This is a genomic window from Kitasatospora sp. NBC_00240 (assembly GCF_026342405.1).
Lineage (GTDB): Bacteria > Actinomycetota > Actinomycetes > Streptomycetales > Streptomycetaceae > Kitasatospora.
The window spans coordinates 8,459,033-8,480,168 of record NZ_JAPEMU010000001.1 but is presented as its reverse complement, the minus strand read 5'-3'; the positions used below and the strand labels follow the sequence as shown (position 1 = coordinate 8,480,168).

General features: G+C 74.2%; 19 protein-coding genes. 13 read left to right on the top strand and 6 right to left on the bottom strand.

Going from position 1 to position 21,136, the window contains the following annotated elements; translation table 11 throughout:
• The first annotated feature begins 2 nt into the window (after positions 1 to 2).
• The 6 genes from OG689_RS36135 to OG689_RS36110 all read left to right on the top strand — a co-directional run bounded on the left by OG689_RS36135 (position 3) and on the right by OG689_RS36110 (position 6,427).
• The gene (locus OG689_RS36135) at positions 3 to 815 is read left to right on the top strand and encodes an ABC transporter ATP-binding protein (RefSeq protein ID WP_266325461.1); all 813 of its coding nucleotides are present in this window, start codon (positions 3 to 5) and stop codon (positions 813 to 815) included.
• Positions 812 to 1,591: an ABC transporter ATP-binding protein gene (locus OG689_RS36130; RefSeq protein ID WP_266325459.1), complete on the top strand. Its 780-nt coding sequence runs from the start codon at positions 812 to 814 to the stop codon at positions 1,589 to 1,591. Before OG689_RS36135 ends, OG689_RS36130 begins: the two co-directional genes overlap by 4 nt.
• Positions 1,591 to 2,478 (top strand): branched-chain amino acid ABC transporter permease, encoded by an 888-nt coding sequence (locus OG689_RS36125; RefSeq protein WP_266325457.1) that lies wholly within the window; start codon positions 1,591 to 1,593, stop codon positions 2,476 to 2,478. The genes OG689_RS36130 and OG689_RS36125 overlap by 1 nt, the downstream gene beginning before the upstream one ends.
• Positions 2,475 to 3,584 (top strand): branched-chain amino acid ABC transporter permease, encoded by a 1,110-nt coding sequence (locus OG689_RS36120; protein WP_266325455.1) that lies wholly within the window; start codon positions 2,475 to 2,477, stop codon positions 3,582 to 3,584. Before OG689_RS36125 ends, OG689_RS36120 begins: the two co-directional genes overlap by 4 nt.
• 38 nt (positions 3,585 to 3,622) lie before the next feature.
• A complete protein-coding gene (locus tag OG689_RS36115; protein WP_266325453.1) occupies positions 3,623 to 4,555 on the top strand; it encodes an alpha/beta fold hydrolase in 933 nt (310 codons plus the stop codon).
• A 402-nt stretch (positions 4,556 to 4,957) separates the two neighbouring features.
• Positions 4,958 to 6,427: a PHB depolymerase family esterase gene (locus OG689_RS36110; RefSeq protein ID WP_266325451.1), complete on the top strand. Its 1,470-nt coding sequence runs from the start codon at positions 4,958 to 4,960 to the stop codon at positions 6,425 to 6,427.
• Positions 6,428 to 6,520: 93 nt separating this feature from the next.
• Here the strand turns inward: OG689_RS36110 and snpA are convergent, their stop codons facing one another.
• Positions 6,521 to 7,168: a snapalysin gene (gene snpA / locus OG689_RS36105; RefSeq protein ID WP_266327689.1), complete on the bottom strand. Its 648-nt coding sequence runs from the start codon at positions 7,166 to 7,168 to the stop codon at positions 6,521 to 6,523.
• Positions 7,169 to 7,399: 231 nt separating this feature from the next.
• On the opposite strand from snpA, the gene OG689_RS36100 reads away from it, so the two are divergent.
• The 5 genes from OG689_RS36100 (at position 7,400) to OG689_RS36080 (ending at position 12,943) form a co-directional block, all read left to right on the top strand.
• Positions 7,400 to 8,404: a LysR family transcriptional regulator gene (locus tag OG689_RS36100; RefSeq protein WP_266325449.1), complete on the top strand. Its 1,005-nt coding sequence runs from the start codon at positions 7,400 to 7,402 to the stop codon at positions 8,402 to 8,404.
• 85 nt (positions 8,405 to 8,489) lie between these two features.
• A complete protein-coding gene (locus tag OG689_RS36095; RefSeq protein WP_266325447.1) occupies positions 8,490 to 9,089 on the top strand; it encodes an XRE family transcriptional regulator in 600 nt (199 codons plus the stop codon).
• A 98-nt stretch (positions 9,090 to 9,187) separates the two neighbouring features.
• Positions 9,188 to 9,697, top strand: coding sequence for a GNAT family N-acetyltransferase (locus tag OG689_RS36090; protein ID WP_266327687.1), 510 nt, complete (start codon positions 9,188 to 9,190; stop codon positions 9,695 to 9,697).
• Between the two features lie 124 nt (positions 9,698 to 9,821).
• Positions 9,822 to 10,826, top strand: a complete 1,005-nt coding sequence (locus tag OG689_RS36085; RefSeq protein ID WP_266325445.1) for an aminoglycoside phosphotransferase family protein — start codon at positions 9,822 to 9,824, stop codon at positions 10,824 to 10,826.
• A 323-nt stretch (positions 10,827 to 11,149) separates the two neighbouring features.
• Entirely contained in the window at positions 11,150 to 12,943 is a 1,794-nt protein-coding gene (locus tag OG689_RS36080) for a S8 family serine peptidase (protein WP_266327685.1), read from the top strand.
• A 98-nt stretch (positions 12,944 to 13,041) separates the two neighbouring features.
• Here the strand turns inward: OG689_RS36080 and OG689_RS36075 are convergent, their stop codons facing one another.
• On the bottom strand, positions 13,042 to 13,590 hold the full coding sequence (locus OG689_RS36075; RefSeq protein WP_266325443.1) for a hypothetical protein: 549 nt from the start codon (positions 13,588 to 13,590) through the stop codon (positions 13,042 to 13,044).
• Between the two features lie 301 nt (positions 13,591 to 13,891).
• Between OG689_RS36075 and OG689_RS36070 the strand changes: the two genes are divergently transcribed.
• The gene (locus OG689_RS36070; protein ID WP_266325441.1) at positions 13,892 to 14,377 is read left to right on the top strand and encodes a cysteine/serine endopeptidase inhibitor; all 486 of its coding nucleotides are present in this window, start codon (positions 13,892 to 13,894) and stop codon (positions 14,375 to 14,377) included.
• Positions 14,378 to 14,446: 69 nt separating this feature from the next.
• Here the strand turns inward: OG689_RS36070 and OG689_RS36065 are convergent, their stop codons facing one another.
• From OG689_RS36065 to OG689_RS36050, 4 genes are all read right to left on the bottom strand, one after another.
• Entirely contained in the window at positions 14,447 to 14,749 is a 303-nt protein-coding gene (locus OG689_RS36065) for an acyl carrier protein (RefSeq protein ID WP_266325439.1), read from the bottom strand.
• Between the two features lie 143 nt (positions 14,750 to 14,892).
• The gene (locus OG689_RS36060) at positions 14,893 to 16,416 is read right to left on the bottom strand and encodes a class I adenylate-forming enzyme family protein (protein WP_266325437.1); all 1,524 of its coding nucleotides are present in this window, start codon (positions 16,414 to 16,416) and stop codon (positions 14,893 to 14,895) included.
• A 136-nt stretch (positions 16,417 to 16,552) separates the two neighbouring features.
• Positions 16,553 to 17,953 (bottom strand): condensation domain-containing protein, encoded by a 1,401-nt coding sequence (locus tag OG689_RS36055; RefSeq protein WP_266325435.1) that lies wholly within the window; start codon positions 17,951 to 17,953, stop codon positions 16,553 to 16,555.
• Positions 17,954 to 18,064: 111 nt separating this feature from the next.
• Complete coding sequence (locus OG689_RS36050) at positions 18,065 to 19,990, bottom strand: N,N-dimethylformamidase beta subunit family domain-containing protein (RefSeq protein WP_266325433.1); 1,926 nt, start codon at positions 19,988 to 19,990, stop codon at positions 18,065 to 18,067.
• Between the two features lie 251 nt (positions 19,991 to 20,241).
• Here OG689_RS36050 and OG689_RS36045 point away from each other — a divergent pair, with 251 nt between their 5' ends.
• Positions 20,242 to 21,039 carry an AAA family ATPase gene (locus OG689_RS36045; protein WP_266325431.1) on the top strand — a complete coding sequence of 266 codons (798 nt, stop codon included), beginning with the start codon at positions 20,242 to 20,244 and terminating at the stop codon, positions 21,037 to 21,039.
• Positions 21,040 to 21,136: the final 97 nt, after the last annotated feature.

The window sequence follows — 21,136 nt, the reverse complement described above, 5'->3', positions numbered from 1 at the left end:
CGATGGGATCCCCGAACACCGCACCACGGGGTGGCCCCGGGGGCGCCGGGAGCGGGCGGGCGGCCGCCCTCCCGTCCCCGGTGCTCCGGCTGCGCGGCCTCGGCTGGGGCGTCGGCGGCGCCACCATCGTCGAGGACGTCTCCTTCGACGTCCAGGAGGGCGAGTTCCTCGCCTTCATCGGCCCCAACGGCGCCGGCAAGACCTCCCTCTTCAACCTGATCAGCGGCCTCAACCCGGCCACCGCCGGCAGCATCGAACTGGACGGCGCCGACATCACCGGGCAGGCCGCGCACGCCCGGGCCCGACTCGGCCTCGGCCGGACCTTCCAGACCTCCAGCCTGTGGCCGGCCATGACGGTCGCCGACCACGTCCGGCTGGCCGCGCAGGCCGCCGGCGGCGGCTCGTACCGGATCTGGCGCCGGGCCGGCGCGTACACCCGGCAGGTCGGCAGCGCCCTGGAGCGCACCGGTCTCGGGCACCGCGCCGAGACCCCGGCCCGGGACCTCTCGCACGGCGAGAAACGCAAACTCGAACTGGCCGTCCTGCTGGTCGGCGAGCCCCGCCTGATGCTGCTGGACGAGCCGATGGCCGGGGTGAGCGCCGAGGAGGTCCCGGCGCTGACCGAGCTGATCCGCTCGCTGCACCGCGAACAGGGCCGCACCGTACTCATGGTCGAACACCACATGGACGTCCTGCTGGGCCTGGCCGACCGGCTCGCCGTGATGCACCACGGCACCCTGCTCGCCCTGGACACCCCGCAGGCCGTGATGGCCGACGCGACCGTGCAGCAGGCCTACCTCGGGGAGGAACTGTGAACGGCGAAGCCCTGCTGCGGGTCAGGGACCTACGGGTCGTCATCGGCGGCCGGCACATCCTGCACGGCGTCGACCTGGACGTCCGGGCGCACGGCGTGACCGCCCTGCTCGGCCGCAACGGCGCCGGCAAGACGACCACCGTGCGCGGCATCCTCGGCCTGGTCCCGCGGACCGGCAGCGTACTGTTCGACGGCACCGAGACCGTCCGGCTGGCCACCCACGCCCTGGTCCGGCGCGGGATCGGCTACGCCCCCGAGGACCGGGGCGTGTTCGCCGGGCTCAGCGTCGCCGAGAACCTGCGGCTGGCGGAGCGGCCGGGCGCAGGCGAGCCCGCCTACGCTCTGGTGCACGAGCTGTTCCCGGAGCTGCGGCAGCGCGCCAGGCAGCTCGCCGGGACGCTGTCCGGCGGCCAGCAGCAGATGGTCGCGATCTCCCGCACCCTTCTCAACGGCAACCGCCTGATCATCGCCGACGAGCCGACCAAGGGCCTGGCCCCGAAGGTCGTCACCGAGGTCGCGCAGGTGCTGGAGCGGGCGGCCTCGGCCGTACCCGTGCTGCTGGTCGAGCAGAACCTCGCCATGGTGCGCCGGCTCGCTGAACACTGCGTCGTCCTGGCGGACGGCCGCACCGCGCACCACGGCCCCGCCGACGAGCTGCTCACCGACGCCGAGGCCACCCGCCGGCTGCTCGGCGTCGGACGCCACCAGGGCGCCGCCGACCAGGCCTCCGCCGGCCGGCCGCCGGCCGCCCGCCACCACACCGACAGGGAACACTGATGTCCACCGTCGTCCTGCTCACCCTCACCGGGCTGGGACTGGGAGCGCTGTACTTCCTGGTCGCCTCCGGCCTGTCGCTGATCTTCGGCCTGATGGACGTCCTGAACTTCGCGCACGGCGCCCTGCTGAGCGTCGGCGCGTACGGCACCTGGTGGGCCGCCTCCGGGCACCTGCCGGGCGCCGGCCCCGGCGGCCTCGGCTTCGTACTGGCGGTCGCCTTCGGGACCGCGGCCGGCACCCTCGCCGCCGTCCTGCTCGAACTCGCCGTCATCCGCCCGCTGTACGAACGCCCGCGCGAGCAGGTGCTCGCCACCGTCGGGGTCGGCCTCGCCGTGCCCGCGCTGCTCTCCGCGATCTGGGGGGCCGACGCCCGCCCCTTCCCCGGTCCGGCCGCGCTCACCGGCACCTTCGGCCTGCTCGGCGCCCAGGTGCCGGTCAACCGGCTGGTGCTGATCGCCGCCGCCCTCGCCGTGCTGGCCGTGCTCAAGCTCTTCCTCGGGCGCACCCGGCACGGGCTCGTGGTCCGGGCCGGCGTCGAGGACCGCGCCATGGTCACCGCGCTCGGCATCGACGTCCGCAAGGCCTTCACCCTGGTCTTCGCCATCGGCGGCGCGGCCGCCGCCCTCGGCGGGGCGCTCGGCGGCCTCTACTTCGGCTCCGTCGACCCCGGCCAGGGCACCTCGCTGCTCATCTTCGCCTTCGTGGTCGTGGTGATGGGCGGCATGGGCTCGGTCGGCGGCGCCGCCCTCGCCTCCGTCGCCGTCGGGCTCGTCCAGCAGTTCGCCAACTACTACACCACCGCCGGGCTCGGCGACCTCGCCGTCGTCGTCCTGCTCGCCGCCCTGCTGCTCGTCCGGCCGAGCGGACTCACCGGGAGACTCGCATGACCACCGCCACGCCCGAGCAGACCCAGGCGGGCGCCCCGCCCGCCGCACCGCCGGCCGACCGGCTGCGCCGGCTGGCCCGCTGGTGGCCCGCCGCCCTGCTGCTCGCCCTGCTCACCGCGCCCTGGAGCTCGCTGCCGCTGCCCGGCCTGCTGGACGGCCCGCTCGGTAGCCCGGGCAGCCTCCAACTGATCGCCCTGTGCCTGCTGTTCGGCGCCCTCGCCACCGGCTACGACCTGCTGCTCGGCCGCACCGGACTGCTCTCCTTCGGCCACGCCCTGTACTTCGCCACCGGCACCTACGCGACCAACACCGTGATGCTGCAGGCCGGCCTGCCGTTCCTGCCGTCCGCACTGCTCGGGCTGCTGGCCGGGGTGGCGATGGCGGCGCTGCTGGGCTCGGTCAGCCTGCGGATGAACGGCATCGGATTCTCCATGGTGACGCTGGCGTTCGCCCAGGCCGGCTCGATCCTGGTCGAGCGCGACCCCGGCGGCTTCACCGGCGGTGAGGAGGGCCGGGCCGCCCCGGCCGACCAACTCCCGAGCGCGCTGGTGGGGATCGAGCACACCGCCAATCTGTACTGGATCGCCCTGGCCTACCTGGTGCTGACCCTGGCCGTGGTGCACCGAGCCGTCAACTCCCCCACCGGGCGGGTCTGGGAGGGCATCCGGGAGAACGAACGCCGGGTCGAGGTGCTGGGCCTGCGCCCGTACGGCTTCAAGCTGGTGGCCTTCGTGCTGGCCGGCACCCTGGCCGCGCTCGGCGGCATCGTCTACCTGCTGCTCACCGGCGGCGCCACCCCGCAGACCACCACCTCCGACTTCACCCTCTCGCTGCTGGTGATGGTCGTCCTCGGCGGCTCCGGGACACGCTGGGGGCCGCTGGTCGGCGGCGTCCTCTACACCTGGGCCGACCACCGCCTGGGCGACCTGGCCGGCTCCGGCGCGGTGGCCGGCCTGCCCGCCGTCCTGCGCGTGCCGCTCTCGCAACCGCTGTTCCTGCTCGGCACACTGTTCGTGCTGGTGGTCTACCTGCTGCCGGGCGGCGTGGTGCGCCTGCCCGGCCGGCTGCGGGCCGCCCGGGAACGTTCCCGCCGACTGCCCCGGTGACCCGAGGTGGGGCGGCCGGCCGACCTGAGGAGAACACCTTGACCTACCAGACGCCCGCTGGCGACGCGACGGGCACGCCGGAGGAACTGACGGTGCCCGTCGCCGGCGGCCGGCTGGCCGTGCTGCGCTGGCCGGCCGCCGCCCCCGACGCCCCGGTGGTGCTCGCGGTGCACGGCATCACCGCGAACGCGCTGTCCTGGGGAAGGGTCGCCGCACTGCTGGCCGGCCGGGTCGCCCTCGTCGCTCCCGACCTGCGCGGCCGGGCCGCCAGCGCCACCCTGCCCGGCCCGTACGGGATCCCCGCGCACGCCGAGGACGTCGCGGCCCTCGCCGAGGCGCTGGACCTGCGCGACTCCGTCCTCACCGGCCACTCGATGGGGGCCTTCGTGGCCGCCCTGACCGCCGTCCGGCACCCGGCGCGCTTCGCCTCGGTGCTGCTGGTGGACGGCGGCGTGGGGTTCCCCGCCCCGACCGGGCTCACCCCGGACGAACTGATCACCGCCGTCATCGGGCCGGCCATGCGGCGGCTGTCCATGACCTTCCCCGACCGGGACGCCTACCGGGCGTTCTGGCAGGCCCACCCGGCATTCGCCGGGAGCTGGTCGCCCTCGGTGGAGGCCTACGTCCTGCGGGACCTGGTGGGCGAGGAGCCCGAGCTGCGCTCCTCCTGCCTGATCGACGCCGTCCGGGTGGACGGGGTCGGCCTGTTCGCCCCGGAGGTGCTCGCCGCCGTGCATCGGATTCCGCTCCCGGCGCGCCTGTTGTGGGCCGAGCGGGGTCTGCTGGACGAGCCGCAGGGCCTGTACGACGAGCAGCGCCTGAAGGCCGCCGGGCTCGACCGCGAGCGGGTGCCGGCCGAGTTGGTGCCCGGCACCAACCACTACACCCTGCTGATCGGGGAGGACGGCGCCGAGGTGGTGGCCCGGCACCTGTTGACGGCCGCGGGCCTGCCGGCGGACCGGCTCGGGTAGCGGCGCCGACCCGCTCCGCCCACCTCACACCTCCCCCTTCCACCTCGCGCTGCCGGCTCCAACTGCCCACCGCCTGCCCACCGCCTGCCCGCTGCCTGCCCGCTACCGGGCGGGCGGTGGGCGGCGTTGCCGTGCGCCCGCGCGCCCCGAAGGGACACCGGACAGCGGGGCACCGCCGGCAGGGGCGCGCCAAGAACACCAGCAGGACGGGCGCGGCCGGCCGCTCGGGCAATGGCGCCGCCTGCCATCCGCGAACGGCCGGTGTGTGCGGCTGCCACGTATCGGCCCCGTCCCGCCGGGCCGTACCGTCCGGCATCAGCAACCGAGTGGGCGGCCCCCACCGCCGAGGTCCCCGCGGACCGCGGCGGACGCCGCCTCCCCCACCCCACTCAAGGAGTACCCGTGCGTCCCTCCGTCCTGCGCAGACTCCTGCGCCGCGTCACCTTCGGCGCGGTGCTGGGCCTCGTCGCCACCGGGCTGGTCACCACCGCGTCCACCGGCCCGGCCGCGGCCGCCGGCACCCTCCAGCAGGTCAGCAACTTCGGTACCAATCCCGGGAATCTGGCGATGTACGCGTACACGCCGACCGGCCTGCCCGCCGGCGCACCGCTGGTGGTCGCCCTGCACGGTTGCACGCAGAACGCCAACGACTACTTCACGCACTCGGGTTGGCAGAAGTACGCCGACCTGTGGGGCTTCGCGGTGGTCTTCCCGCAGACCAACTCGGCGAACAACAGCTCCTCCTGCTTCAGCTGGTTCGACGCCACGAAGAACACCCGGGGCAAGGGCGAGGCCGCCTCGGTGGTGCAGATGGTGAACACCGCCACCGCGCAGTACGGTTCGGACACCCACCGGGTGTTCGTGACCGGGCTGTCGGCCGGTGGCGGGATGACCGCCGACCTGCTCGCGGCGTACCCGGACGTGTTCGCCGGCGGCGCCGTCGACTCCGGCCTGCCGGCCCAGTGCGCCACCACGCTGACCGCCGCCTCCGGCTGCCAGCAGAACAACCAGAACCTCACCCCGGCCCAGTGGGGCGACAAGGTCCGGAGCGCCAACCCCGGTTACACCGGCCCGTGGCCGCGGGTCGCGATCTGGCAGGGCACCTCCGACTACACCGTCTACCCCGTGAACGCCACCGAGCTGCGCGACCAGTGGACCAACGTCTGGGGCATCGGGCAGAGCGCCTCCAGCACCCAGTCCCTGCCCGGCAGCACCACGCTGTCCGTCTACAACGACACCGCCGGCAAGCCGGCCGTCGAGCTGTACTCGGTGGCCGGGATGGGCCACGGCCTGCCGATCGCCCCCGGCTCCGGCACCGACCAGTGCGGCAGCACCGGCGCGTACTTCCTCACCACCATCTGCTCCAGCTACTGGACGGCCAAGTTCTGGGGCCTGGACGGTGCCCCCACCGGCGGCGGCACCGGTTCGCTGCCCGCGCCGGCCGGCCTGGGCGTCACCGGCAGCACCGACAGCACCGTCTCGCTGTCCTGGACGGCCGTGTCCGGCGCCGCCTCCTACACCGTCTACCGCGACGGCGCCGCGGCCGGCAGCGCCGGCTCGGCCTCCTTCACCGACAGCGGGCTGACCGCCGCCACCTCCTACGGCTACACGGTCGCCGCGGTCGACTCCGCCGGGAACGCCGGGGCCCGCTCCGCCGCCGTGACGGCCACCACCACCGGCTCCCGGCCCCAGTGCTTCACCGCCAGCAACTACGCCCATGTGGCGGCCGGGCGGGCACACCAGAGCGGCGGCATCGCGTACGCCAACGGCTCCAACCAGAACCTGGGCCTGTGGAACACCTTCGTCACCCACACCCTGGCGCAGACCGCTCCCGGCTGGTTCGTCCTCGCCGACGCGGGCTGCCCGGCCTGATCATCCGGGCAGCCACGACGCCGGTCGGTCCGGCCCCGGTCGTTCGGGGCCGGACCGACCGGCGTCAGGCGCTCCGGTGCCGGCGGGGCGGGGTCAGCGCACCGTGGCGAGGGCCCCGGCGTTGGCGCTCAGGCCGTTGACCCAGAGCGAGTTGACGCGGTTGCGCTCGGTGGTGTTCGGGTACGCGTTGGTGCAGGAGGTGCCGGGGCCGCCGCCGGACATCAGCTCGCTGCACGGGCCCGAGTAGTGGTCCGGCAGGCCGAGCACGTGGCCGGTCTCGTGCGCCGTCACGCGGACGGAGTTGTACTGCTGGTTCTGCCGGTAGTCCAGGAAGATGTAGCCCCGGCCGTGACCGTCGGTGCTGGCGTAGGAGCCGCGCGAGTCGTTGCCCTCGTAGTACCGGAAGTCGGCGTTGGTGCCGGAGCGGAGCTGGACGTTGCGCACCGAGCCGTTCCAGATCTGCGCGCTGCTGGCTATCTGGTTGCGGAACGTCGGCGCGCTGCTGGCGTCGTAGGTCACGGTGACGGTCTGCAGGAAGGGCGCCGCCGCCTGCTTGGCGAGTGCGGACTTCATCACGGCCTCGTAGAAGGCCTGGTTGCCGGCCTCCTCCTCGGCCGTCCCGGCGTAGGAGGACGCGGTGTAGTGCTGGCGGGGAGCACTGTCGGCGGACGCGGCGGACGCGGGCACGGCGGCCAGGCCGGTGCCCAGGGCGAGGCCGATGGTCAGCGACAGGGAGATCATGGAGCGCTTCACGTGGGGGACTCCGTTCGCGTGCTGCACGGCTCTGGGGGTGATCGGTGACCGTGGAGCGGCGGGTGAACTTCTGATGCGCAGAGCTTCGTTCAGCAGAACGGGTGAGCGGATGATGCCAACCGGCGATAGCTCCGGCCCATGGTGCCGAGACCGGGAATCCGGTATTCGACAATTTGACATGTCCTTGTCGTTCGTTTGCCATCCCGATATGCTCCCCCGGTGGAGCTCGACGTGAGACACCTCCGGGTGCTGTGCGCGATCGCGGACACCGGCAGCGTGCGGAAGGCCGCCCAGCAGCTCGGCATGACCCAGCCCTCCCTCACCACCCAGTTGCACAGGATCGAACGCACCATCGGCGGGCCGCTGTTCACCCGCGAGCAGACCGGCAGTCAGCCCACCGCCCTCGGCCACTCGGTGCTCTCCCGGGCCCGCCCGATCATCACCGACCTGGCCGCCCTGGTCACCGCCGCCCGCCAGGAGTCCTCGAGCACCGCGAAGCGGCAGCTGCGGATCGGCAGCGTCGGGAGCCGGGCCGTCGCCGCCTGGCTGCGCCGGGTCCACGACCGGCTACCGGAGACCGACACCACCATCCACATCGACATCTCCGCCATCGCCCTGCTGCGGATGGTCGCCGCCGACCAGCTGGACATCGCCTTCGTGCACGAGAGCGAAGGGTTCCCGCTGCCGGTTCCCGCCGGCGCCGAGCATCGCGTCGTGGTGGCCCGCGAACCGCAGTTCGTCGCCCTCTCGGTCCGCCACCCGGCCGCCGCCCAGCCGGTGGTGCGGCTCGCCGACCTGGCCCACGACACCTGGATGGTGGACCCGACCGCCGACCACGAGTACGCCGCGCTGCGCCGCGTCTTCAGCGAGGCCGGACTCGACCCGCGCGTCCTGCAGATCCGCGACAACACCACAGCAGCGGAACTGGTCGCCTCCGGCGAGGCCGTCCGCCCCTGCCAGCCGACCTCGATCCCAGGCCCGGGCACCGTCGTCCGGCCCGTCCACGGCGACCCCCTCGCCGTCCGCCTGCTGCTCGCCTGGAGACCCCGGGCCCTCAGCGGCGCCGCGCTCGACGCCCTCCACACCGACCTCCGCGCCGCCTACACCGACCTGGCCCGGGTGAACCCCGCCTACCTCACCTGGCTGCTCCAGCACAACCGCTCCCTGCTGAACCTGCTCGGCCCACCCCTCCAGCTCCCGATGGCGCAGCAGCCCGGCGGCTGACCGGGCCCTCGCAGGCCGTCGCGGCCTTCCGGAGCTCCACGGCCGACCGGCAGCCCCGTCCCCGATCTGGGATATTGTCTCCATCATGAGAACCAGCGAGAGTGGCCAAGCACCCGGGGAGCACGACGCCGACCTGCTGGAGGCCCGCCTGGCCGCCCGGATGGCCACCCTGCGGACCGAACAGGGCTGGTCGCTGGACGAACTGGCCCGGCAGACCGGCATCAGCCGCTCGACCCTCTCCCGACTGGAGCGGGCCGAGATCAGCCCGACCGCCGCACTGCTCGGGAAACTCTGCTCGGCCTACCGGCGGACCATGTCCCAGCTGCTGGCCGAGGTCGAGTCCGAGCCACCGCAACTGGTACCCGCCGACCGGCAGACGGTATGGCGGGACGAGGCCTCCGGCTTCACCCGGCGGTCGGTCTCCCCGCCGCACCCGGGCCTGCGCGGCGAGGTCGTCGAGGGCGTCCTCGAGCCCGACGCGGACATCTCCTACGACGGGCCGCCGGTGCCCGGCCTCGAACAGCACATCTGGGTGCTGGACGGCGAGTTGGAGGTCACCGCAGGCGACCGGGCACATCCGCTGCGGGCCGGCGACTGCCTGCGCCTGCGCCTCTGGGGTCGCTCACGGTTCCGTAACCCCGGTACCGGGCCGGTCCGTTACGCGGTCCTGGTGGTGCTGCCGTGAGCGGGCGGCCCGGTACGCCCGGGCCCGCGCCGACCCCACCCGCCGCCGGACCGCACCCGGCGGCCGGCCGCACCTCGGGCGGGACCCCGGCGCCCACCATCACCCGCCTGTCCGCCGACGGCTTCCCGGCCGCCGTACCCGGACTGGCCGGCCTGCTGATCGACGCCGTGGCCGGCGGCGCCTCGCTCGGCTTCCTCGCCCCGCTCGACCGCGACGCCGCCGCACGGTGGTGGCAGGCCCAGCTCCCCTCGGTCGCGGACGGCAGCCGTACGGTCTGGGTCGGCCACGGCCCGGACGGCGTCAGCGGCACCGTCAGCCTCACCCTGGAGCAGAAGGCCAACGGCCGGCACCGGGGCGAGATCGTCAAGCTGATGGTCCACCGCGACGCCCGCGGCCGGGGACTGGCCCGGGCACTGCTCACCGTCGCCGAGGAGGCCGCCGTCCGGGCCGGGGCCACCCTGCTGCTCCTGGACACCGAGACCGGCAGCGCGGCCGACCATCTCTACCGGACCGCCGGCTGGACCAGGTACGGCATCGTCCCGGACTACGCGGCCGACCCGGACGGCACCCTCCAGGACTGCAGCTTCTACTACAAGCGGCTGGGCTGACACCGCACTCCGGAGCCCCCCCCCCCCCGGACGGGACAGGCATCCCGGCTTTTTTGACCTTCCGTCAGATCAGCGACCGGCGCAAGGGGTTGGCCCGCCGTGCCGTCGATGGTTGGGTGAGGGCATGGACGGCTTCACGATCGACGCGGACCTGGTGCGCTCCCTCGTCCGCGAGCAGCACCCGGACCTGGCCGGACTCGACCTGCGCGAGGTGGCAGGCGGGTGGGACAACCACATGTGGCGCCTCGGGGACGAGTTGGCCGTGCGGATGCCGCGGACGGCGCGCGCGGCGTCCCTGCTGCGCAACGAGCTCCGCTGGATGCCCGTACTGGCCCCGCGCCTTCCGCTGCCGGTGCCGACAACCGTCCGGATCGGTGCACCGTCCGCACGCTTCCCGCAGCCGTGGACGATCACTGCCTGGGTCCCAGGCGAACCGGCCGACCGCGCCGAGGTGACCCGCGGCCGGCACGCCGCCCACCGGCTGGCCGCCTTCCTCAGGGCACTCCACCGACCCGCCCCCGCCGCGGCGCCGGCCAGCCCCAACCGCGGGATCCCGCTCCGTACCCTCACCGCCCAGTTCGACCGCCGGTTCGAGGCACTCAACGGCATCGCAGGCCTTGACGGGGGCGAAGTCCGCGACATCTGGCAGGAGGCTGTCTCGGCCCCCGACTGGCCGGGCCCGCGGATGTGGCTGCACGGCGACCTGCACCCGGCGAACGTCGTCACCGCGGACGGCACGCTCGCGGGCGTGCTCGACTTCGGCGACCTCTGCGCCGGTGATCCGGCGACGGATCTCGCGGCGGCGTGGCTGTTGCTGCCCTCGGGGGCGGACCGTGACTTCCTCGACGCGTACGGGTGCGCGGGCAGGGACGGGCACGAGAACACGGACGGGGTCGGGGAAGCGGACGTGGACGTGGACGGGGAAGCGGACGAAGCGATGGTCCGGCGCGCTCGGGGGTGGGCGATCCTGTTGGGCCTGAGCCTCATCGGCGTCGGCCGGGCAGGGGTCCTGGGCCTCCCCGGCGGCAAGGTGACCTGGGGCCCGGCGGGCCGCTCGGCGCTCGCCCGGGTGCTGGAGTCGCGCCAGGGCCGGGCCCGGCCCCTGCCGGCTTCCGCCCCTCCCGCGTGAACCGGACGAGCTGGACGGGTCGGACACGCTGGACGAGCTGGACGGGTCGGACGAGCTGGACGAACCGTGCGCGGCTTCCTGACCAGGGGGCCGCTCCCGTCCGCGCCGATCGCCGCCAACTCCCGCTTCCTGGCGCCCCATCGGGTCGCATCCGAAGGGAATCCCGGTAGGACAACAGGACTTCCCATCCAGGGTGATCATCTGACATCTTGCGTCCATCACATCATGTACATGGCTCATTCGGTGCCACCGCACCACGAGCCGCATGGCTTCCGGAGGACGCATTGATTCCCCACATAGCCGGCCGACTGCGGCGCTCCGCCGTGGCCGTCGCCGCCCTCGGCGCGACGGTCACCCTGGTCGCCCCCACCGGGATCGCCTACGCCACCCCGATGTCCGACTCCCCGGCCCCGGCCGCGTCGTCGGCCCCCGCGGCCCGCGCGGCCGCCCCCGCTGCGACCGCCGCGTCGACCTCCTCGGCCTGGGCCGCCGGCACCCGCGCCTACCTGGTCATCACCGCACCGGGCGCCACCTCCTCCGCACAGGCGGCGGTGACGGCGAACGGCGGTACCGTCTTCGCGAGTTACGACGCGATCGGGGTGATCGTGGCCCACTCGGCGGCCGCCGGCTTCCCCGCCGCGATGCGCGCCGTCAGCGGGGTCCAGCAGGTCGGCGCCACCCGGACCTCCGACGTACCGGCCGACGCGTACAACCCCGCGCTGCCGGCGACCCCGGCGCAGACCGCCACCACGCTGACCGAGACCACCCGCTGGGACATGGCCCAGATCAAGGCCGACCAGGCCTGGACCGTGACCACCGGCTCGCCCAACGTCAAGGTCGGCGTCCTCGACACCGGCGTCGACGACCTCCACCAGGACCTCGCACCGAACTTCGACGCCGCCGACTCGGTGTCCTGCGCCTACGGCAAGGCCGACACCCGGACCGGTGCCTGGCGTGACGTCGACACCCACGGCACCCACGTGGCCGGCACCATCGCCGCCGCCAGGAACGGCAAGGGCGTCGTCGGCGTCGCCCCCGGCGTGAAGATCGCCTCCGTCCGGATCGCCGAGCCGACCAGCACCCTGTTCTTCGCGGAGAACACCGTCTGCGGCTTCGTCTGGGCCGGCGACCACGGCTTCAAGGTCACCAACAACAGCTACTACACGGACCCGTGGCAGTTCAACTGCCCCGACAACATCGACCAGGCCGCCATCATCGAGGGCGTCCGGCGCGCCCAGGCGTACGCGGAGGGCAAGGGCTCGCTGCAGGTCGCGGCCGCCGGGAACTCCGACTACGACCTGGCGCACAAGACCACCGACACCGCCAGTCCCAACGACTCCACCCCCGCCACCCGGACCATCACCAACGCCTGCCTCGACATCCCCACCGAGCTCCCCGGCGTGGTGACCGTCGCGGCCATGGGCAGCGGCAACGTCAAGGCCTCGTACTCCAACTTCGGCACCGGCGTCATCGACGTGGCCGCCCCCGGCGGCGACGGCTCCTCGGGCGTCTACTCCACGCTCCCGGGCGGCAAGTACGGGAGCAAGAACGGCACCTCGATGGCCTCCCCGCACGTGACGGGCGTCGCCGCGCTGCTGGCGAGTGCCGACCCCGCAGCCACCCCGGCCGACCTGCGGGCCAAGCTGGCCTCGCAGGCCACCGACACGGCCTGCCCCTCGGACAGCCGCTGCACCGGCACCGCCGCCGTCAACTCCTTCTTCGGCGAGGGCCAGGTCGACGCGCTGAAGGCGGTCGGCGCCACCCCGCCGGCCGGCAAGTACTTCGAGAACCTCACCGACGTGACCGTCCCCGACAACGCGACGGTGGACAGCCCGATCAGCGTCACCGGCGTGAGCGGCAACGCCCCGGCCACCCTCAAGGTCGGCGTGGACATCAAGCACACCTACCGCGGTGACCTGGTGGTCTCCCTGGTCGCCCCCAGCGGCACGGTCTACCTCCTGGAGGACATCGCCGACGGCGACAGCGCCGACAACGTCATCAAGACGTACACCGTGAACGCCTCCGCCGAGGCCGCCAACGGCACCTGGAAGCTGCGCGTGCGCGACATCGCCAGCCAGGACACCGGCAAGATCGACGCCTGGAACCTCACCTTCTAGCACGCCGGCGGGACGGCCCCGGGGCAGGCCGCAACGGCCACACCCCCGGGCCGTCCCCACCGCCCCGCACCGACGGCCGACGGCCGACGGGCCGCGATTCACTCCTCGGACGGCCAGCGCCCCTCGATGTGCAGCCGGACCAGCGCGGCGTGCGAGAGCGGGGTCGCGACATCGGCGACATCGCCGTTGGTGGTGTGGTCGAGCAGCACCACCTCCGGCTTCGCCCGGATCCGCTCCACCAGGTCCGCCACCCGGTTCTCCAGCACCCACCGGTAGGACGGCAGGTAGATCCGCCACCGGGCCTCCTCGTACCCGAGCAGCCGCGTACCGTCCAGACCCGCGCGGTGGCCCCGGACGGGCCCGTACCGGCGCACCGTCCGCTTCAGGCCCTTCATCGAGGTGATCGCCAGCTTCGACCGGTCCGTGTCGTGCCCCTCGAACACTTTGAGGGCCTGCCAGATCCCCTCCACTGACTGCCCGGTCACACCCTCGGTCCACGGCACCGGAATACCGCCGTGCGGATGGAACGGGCTCAGCCGCACCCACGGGTCACCGGCCCGCGAGGTCACGTCGATGACCTCCGCGCCGGGGAAGTCCGCCGCGAGCGAGGCCGCCCCACGGCGGCGACCGGCCACATGAATCGTCATCGGGTGCCCTTCTGCGTCGACGGTTAACGCCTCAGCATCGCGGACGCCACTGACACAGCGGGCCGGCGCGTCCGGCAAGCCACCGGCGCGCGCGTATCGTCCTCGCTCCGGCCACGTCGGTAAAGGATCCCGCCTTGTGTTCATGACAACACGCCAAAGGTCTGGACCGCGCCCACCCACCCGGCATACGTTCCCCACCAGGGCGGGCGACGTGCTCCACCAAATCCGCTGCCGCACAGCATCTTTGAGCTGCGACGCCGACCCGCGCCCCGGCATGCCGTCGAAACGAACCGGAGGAAACGTGCGAGTCACCCGGAACCTCAGGATCACGGTGGGCGCCCCGCTCGCCACCGCCGCACTGATCGCCCTGGGCGCGGGAACGGCGAGCGCCGCGATACCGATCAACAAGCCGATGACCGGCAAGGCGACCTACTACACCGACAGCGGCTACGGCGCCTGCGGCACGCAGATCAACGCCTCCAGCCAGCTGCTGGTGGCCGTCTCGCACACCTGGTGGACCACCGCCAACCCCAACAACGACCCGCTCTGCCAGGGGATCTCCGTCAAGGTGAGCTACGGCGGCAGGACCCTCACGGTGCCCGTCAGGGACAAATGTCCGTCCTGCGACTCCACCCACATCGACCTCAGCCAGCCCGCCTTCGCCAGGTTCGCCCCGCTCGGCCAGGGCGTGATCAACGGAATCACCTGGCAGTTCGTCAAGACCGGTTCGGCCGGGCAGGCGGTGCCGATCTCGGATCCCGTGTCCGGGTCGACCGTCGGACACTGACGGACGGACCCGCGGGCCCACCGCACTCGCCACAGCCAACCGCGGCCGAGACCTGGCCACCGGGCGGGTTCAGCCGGCGTCCACAGGCCGGGTGACGCCGTGCTCGATGGCCAGGTTCTCGGCCAACGCGTCGAGACCGGCGGGGAAGCCGACCGGACCGGTGAGGTCGAAGAGCACCCCGTAGGCGCTCTCCACCGCGTCCAGCAGCCGAAGTTGGGCCAGTGAACCGACACCCAGCAGGACGAACGGGGTGCCTGCGGCGGCCAGCAGCTCGGCGGCGGACAGCTCACCGTCGCAGGCCTCCGAGGTGAGCGCGGCAAGCGCGGCGCGAAGCTCGGCCGGGACGGTCACGGCGGTGCGGTTGTCGGTCATGTTTGCTCCTTGACGGCCTCGGCGGTGCCGGCCACGGTCGGGAAGTCGAAAACGCAGGGCGGGTGGGGCCAGGGGCGGGTTCCCCGGCCCGCAAGCCCGGGTCCCGGGCCGCCTGACCGGCCGCCCGCAGGGCCGGCCGCCGGTCAGGCGGGTGCGGCCAGCAGGTCGCGCAGCGCCCGCTTGAGCGGCTTTCCGCCCTCGTTGCGCGGCAGTTCGCCGAAAGTGGCGATCCGGGTCGGGATCTCGTGCGCGGCCAGCCGGCCGGCGAGGAAGGCGCGCAGTTCGGCGGCGTCGAAGGGCACGTCGGCGGCCGGGACGACGGCCGCGGCGACGCTCATCCCCAGCACCGGGTGCGGGAGGCCGACCACGGCCACCTCCGCGACGGCCGGATGCTCCAGGGCGGCGGCCTCCACCTGGAGCGTGGAGACCTTGTGGGCACCGGACTTGATGACGTCGGACTCGCGGTCGACGAGGTGCAGGTAGCCGTCCTGGTCCAGGAAGCCGATGTCGCCCATCCGCACCCAGCCGGTGCGGAAGACCTCGGTGCCGGCCTCGGCGTCGCGGTAGTAGTGCCGCTGGGCGCCGGGCGAGCGCAGATGGACGTCGCCGCTCTCGCCGGCCGGCAGCGGGCGACCGTCGGGGCCCGCCACCATCACGGCGCCCTGGGCCGGGCGGCCGAGCGCGGTCGGGCGGGCCGGGTCGTAGATCATCGCCGTCTGGGCCGGCGCCGCCTCGGTGGAGGTGTAGTAGTTGACCACGGTGGCCCGGGGGAAGGCCTCGGTGAGCCCGGTGGCGACCTTGGGCGGCAGTGCGGCGGCGGTGGAGCCGAGCAGCCGGACGCAGGAGAGGTCGAAACGGGTCTGCACCTTGGCGTGCAGCAGCTCGGCGGCCATCGCGGGGACCACGAACACGCTGCCGACGGCCCGCTGTTCGATCAGCCGGGCGAACCGGCCGGGGGTGAAGTGGGTGGCGACCAAGGCGCCGGCGTGCGCGTCGAGGGCGTTGACCAGCATGGTCTGCCCGGCGTTGGTGCCGACCGCGAAGGAGTGCAGGAACTGCTCGGAGTGGGCCAGCGGCCGGTGCCGGGCGGTGGGCCGGGTGCCGTACGTGAGGTTGCCGTGGGTGGCGGCGACGCCCTTGGGCCGTCCGGTGGTTCCGGAGGTGTAGAGCACCTGGGCCAGGTCGGCGGCGGTGACCTCGGGCAGCTCCGTCGGGTCGGCGGGGGCCTCGGCCTCCAGCTCTTCGAGGTGGCAGGTCCACCAGGGCCCGTCGGGCCGGGCGGTCTCCGGCGCGGCGATCAGGCCGGTCGCCCCGCAGTGGTCGAGCAGGTGGCGGACGGCCTCGGCCGGCTGGCGCTCGGAGATGGGTACCGCGACCGCGCCGGCCTTGGTCACCGCGCAGTAGCCGAGCGCGAATTCGGGCCAGCTGCGGAGTCCGAAGAGCAGCCCGACCCGGTCACCGGGGCGGATCCCGCGCCCGATCAGGGCCTGGGCGGCGGCGGTCGAGCGCTCGTGCCAGCCGGCGAAGGTCAGTGACCGGCCGTCGTCGGTGGCGATCGCCACCCGGTCGGGCTGGGTCTGCGATCTGGCCTCCAGCAACCCGTGCATCGTCCCCGCGGACGTCCGCGCCAAGGCGCTCCCGGGGTCGCCGGATCTGGTTCTGTGCATGGAACTTGCCACTCTCCCCGTTGTTCTTCCCGGTCGGCCCCGGCGCCTCGACAAGGAGCACTGGTCCAGACCTGCAGAGAGATTGGCATAGACCATCTGGGGGGTCAAGGATCCGCGGGCCGGAACTGCCCGCGAGCTACTGCGGATTCGCCGGCCCGGCGACGCCGAGCGCCGCCAGCGGCACATCACCGTCGTAGGCCGCGACCAACAGGCGCTCCGCCTCCCGCAGGAACCGCGCCAGATCGGGCAGCGGGAGGTAGCCGGTGTCCGCGGTCAGCCGGATCGACAACGCGCCCGGCGCGTCAGCGAAATGCAGGCAGAACCGGCAGCTCAACTGCTCCAGCGGGGACAGCTCCAGCAGCCGCGTCCGCTCCAGCAGCTCCCCCGGGTGAACGCCCGTGGGCACCCCGTCCGCACCCACCCCCTGGCCCGCGCCGCGCAGGTCGTTGACACAGCAGTACGGGTGCACCGGCTCGCCCCGCCGCGCGCTCTCGGCGGCCACCACCCGGTCCCGGTCGCGCTCGTCGTAGGAGCCGAACCGGTAACCCGCCATCGCCGCCCGCCCGGTGACGCGGACCGCCTCCTCGAAGCCCGTCACACCTTCGAGCGGGAGCACCACCAGCGCCTCCAGCGACATGGTGGAGACGATCTCCCTGGTCGGAGGCGCGACCCGGTTGCCGGCGATCGCCAGCATCGCGCAGGTGTCGTGCCCGGTCCGGTCGCGCAGCACCGCGCCGGCCGCGGCCAGCAGCACGGTCGAGGTACTGACGGCCAGCCGCGCGGCCACCGCCGGGACCGCCACCGCGAGCGCGGGCGAGAGCAACTCCATCCGCTGGTAACGTGGTTCGGCGGGCACGTGGTGCCCCTCGGTGAACATCGAGACCGGGATCCGGCGGTACGAGCGCTCCCAGTGGGCGGCCGCCGCCTCGGCGAACTTCCGCCCCTCTGGCGACTCCTGATACAGCGCCAGCTCGGACGGGCGCGGGGCCGGCGGCAGGCCCGCGGTCCGGCCGGCCAGCGCGGCCCGTACGTCGCGCAGCAGGAACCCGGTGCCCTCGTAGTCGGCCGCCAGGTGGCAGAACGCCAGCACGAGTTCGGCGGGCACCCCGCCCTTGGTGAGCACCGCGATCCGGACCGGCCACTCCCGCTCGTAGTCGAAGCCCCGGGCCGCGTACCGCTCGGCCACCCGGGCGCCCGCCTCCCGGTCGCCGGCCGCGACCTCCAGCACCTCGACCTCCAACACCCCGGCGGCACTGGTGGACTGGCGCGGTTCCCCGTCGGTCGCGACCAGTCTGGTCCGCAGCGACTCGTGCCGCTCCAGCACGAAGCGGATCGCCGCCAGCACCTGCGGCAGGTCGTACCGGCGGGGCAGCAGCATGGTCCGGCAGAAGTTGAAGTACCAGTCCCCCGGCCTGGTCCGGTCGATCGCGGACCAGGTGGCCCGCTGGCCCCAGGTCAGCGGCGCCGTGCCGGACGACTGCCCGCCGAACTCCACCTTCTCCAGGCGGACCTGCTGCCCGATCGCGCGTTCCGTCATGCCCCTGTGCTCCTCTTGTGTGCGAGTGTCCGTCCCGCCGGTGCCACGCGGCTGCGGGCCGGCCCGTGCCCACGCGGGCGGCGGTGGCCCTGCGCCGCGGGCACCGGCCCCTCAGGTCCTGGTCCCGTCCAGGGCGGCGCCGACCACCACCGCCGGACGGGCCGCGCCGGCCGCCGGGGCCACCCGCACTCCCCCGACCGGAAGGACGCCACGGGTGCGCAGGACGCCGTCCGCGCCGAGTCCGACCAGACGGCCCGCCTGCCCGGCCAGCAGCACGCTGCCGCCGGCCGGCCCGAGCCGCTGCCACCCCTCGGCCGCGCCGGGCCGCCGGTGCAGCAGGACGTCGTCGTCCGCCACCGCGTAGAGCCGGCCGTTGGCGGCGGTGAGGGCGAGCAGCCCGGACGGCGGGGCGAGGCAGGTCCAGTCGCGCGCCGCGGCACCCGCCGGCAGTCCCTGCGGCGCGGACCAGAGTGCGCCCCGGCCGTCCAGCGCGTACAGCAGGCCGTCGCAGGCGGCGAGCGCCCTGGTGCCGGCCGGGCAGCGGCCGGCCGGTGTCCAGTCGGCGGCCTCGGGGCGGGCCGGGCGCAGCAGCAGCCGGCCGGTGTCGTCGGCCGCGTACAGGGTGAGCGGTCCGCCGGTGACGGCCTCGCGGGGGGCGGCCAGCGCGACGATGCCGGGGGCCGGCCCGAGCGGGCGCAGCGGCAGGTTCTGCGGTCCTGCCCGGCGCACCCCGAGGGTGCCGTCGGCCTGCACGGCGAAGAGCCAGGACCCGGCGCCGGCAAGCGCGGCGGCGCCGGTGGCCACACCGATCGCGGTCCACCGGCCCGCCCGGGCCGGGGCGGCGAGCCGGGTGAGCACATTGCGGGTGATCCGGTCGACCACCGGATCGTCCAGCGCCGCGCCCCAGTTGACCGTACCGGCGTTGAAGACCGTGCCGGCGCCGGAGTCGAAGACGCCCATCACGGCCCAGCCGCCCTGTCCGTGGGCCTCCCAGTGCCGCAGGTCGGCGGTGGCCAGCACGGTGAAGGAGGCGGGGGTGCCGTCCCGGCCGGTGGCGGCCGGGACGCCGTCGGTGAATTCGAGTTCGGCGGCGTCGGTCTCGTAGCCGAGGCCGCCGAGGGCGAAGGTGTCCCCGTCGGCCAGCCCGGTGCCCTCGAAGACCCAGTGTCCGGCGAACGCCGCGGTGTACGCCTCGCGGTACATCTGCGGCATGCCGGGGCCCCAACAGCCGGCCCCCTGGCGGAAGCTGAGTCCGGTCAGGCTGTTCTCCGGGCGGTTGACCGGGTGGCTGGACCATTCGACGGTGGCCCGCTCCGGCGCAACGGCCGCCATCGGGTCGGCGACGGCGTCCCGGTAGCAGACCATGGTGCGGCCGCCGTCCTCCAGCCGCATCTGCCACCAGGCGGTGTTCGCGCCGAAGACGGCCAGGTTGCCGCCGGCGGTGACGAAGCCCTCGACCCGGTCGCGCATCTCCCAGGTCCAGTACTCGTCGTGCCCGTTGACCACCAGCAACTGGTAGGGCAGGAGGGCCTGCGGGTCGAGGTGGAGGTCGAGGTTGGAGCAGTACTCGACGTCGGGGCCGTACGCGCGGAGCCAGCGCATCAGTCCGGCCTCCCAGCGCTCGGGGGGCGGGCCGCCGCCGGGCCGGTCGAAGGCGACCCGGGCGGCGCGGTCCGGGTCCTCCGTCCAGTAGAGCCCCTCGCCGGGGACACCGGCGCGGTTGTACGCCTGCCAGGTGGCGAAGGGGACGGACAGCAGGATCCGCGAGCGCGCCCCCGGTTCGGCCGGGCGGACCACGAACCAGACCTCGCTCCGCTCCCCGGCACCCGGCGTGAAAACCGCCCGGTAGAGCGAGCTGCGCCAGTGCGGCGGGACGGCCAGCTCCCAGGGCCCGGCGCTCACCTCGGCGCGGTGCACCGGGCGGCCGTCGACCGCGTCCTCGACGCTGACCAGGCCCGGGCCCTGCCCGGTGACCGTGAATCGCAGAGTCCCGCCCTGCCTGCAGGAGGTCGCCGCCGCATGAGCCACCAGGGCCACGTCAAGCCATCCTTCCCCGTGCTGCGGGCTGTGCTGACGGAACGTCAGACTTGGTCGGTGCCGGCTCCGGATCACCCGCAGAGGTCCGGACCTGGTGGGAGATTGGCATAGACCAGTGGGCGCGTCAAGGCGCTTCCCGGCCTGCGGAACGCCCACCTCGAGGCCCCGCGGCGCCCTGTGCAAGGCTGTGAGCAGTGGATTCGGGGCAGGGAGCAGCGGTGCGCGGTGCAAGACGGGCAGGTGTGACGGGAGTGCGGACCGCGTCGCACGACGGGGTCGGCGGACCGGCCGAGGCGGCCGACCCGCCGTACCCGCGCGGGCTGCTGGACCTGCGCGGACACCCGGGCGCGACGCCCGTCCTGCGCTACCCGCCGGACGCCGTGGTGGTGATCTCGGGCCTGCCCGGCAGCGGCAAGAGCACCCTGCTGCGGCGCTGGTCGGCCTCGGCGCCGGTGATCGACCCGCGGGACGTCCACCTGGCCTGCGAATCCGTGATGCCCGCCCGGCTCCCCTACGCGGTCTACCGCCCGTGGGCCCGGCTGGTGCACTTCCGGTGGCTGCGTGCGGCGCTGCGCCGGGGCGGCCCGCTCCTGGTGCACGACTGCGGCAGCCGCCCGTGGCTGCGCCGCTGGCTGGCCGCCGGCGCGGCCCGGCGCGGCCGCGAGCTGCACCTGGTCCTGCTGGACCTGAGCCCCGCCGACGCCCTGGCGGGGCAGCGGGAGCGCGGACGCTGGGCCTCCCGCCGGGTGTTCGCGCGCCACTGCCGGGGCCTGGAACGACTCCTGCGGGACGTGGCGCCCCCGGTCCCGGGCGATCCCGAGGGGGGCGATGCCACGGCGGCCGCGGACCCGGCCGCCGTCGGGCGCACGCCCGCCCGGGGCCCGGTGCCGGCCGCCTTGGTGGAAACCGCCTCGGTGCTTCTGCTCGACCGGACCTCCCGGGAGCACGCCACGGCGGCCTTCGGCCCGGCGGACGTCGGTGCGGGCCAGGACGCGGCGCCGAGCCCGGAGCCGCCGGACGCGCGATCACCGGACACCGACCGCCCGTAACGGCTGCCGGACGCCGGCGGCGACCCGTCGCGGTCGACGGCCGGACCGGGCCCGTCCGGCCGCCCCCGGCCTTCACGGGTACCGGGCAGGCCCCGGC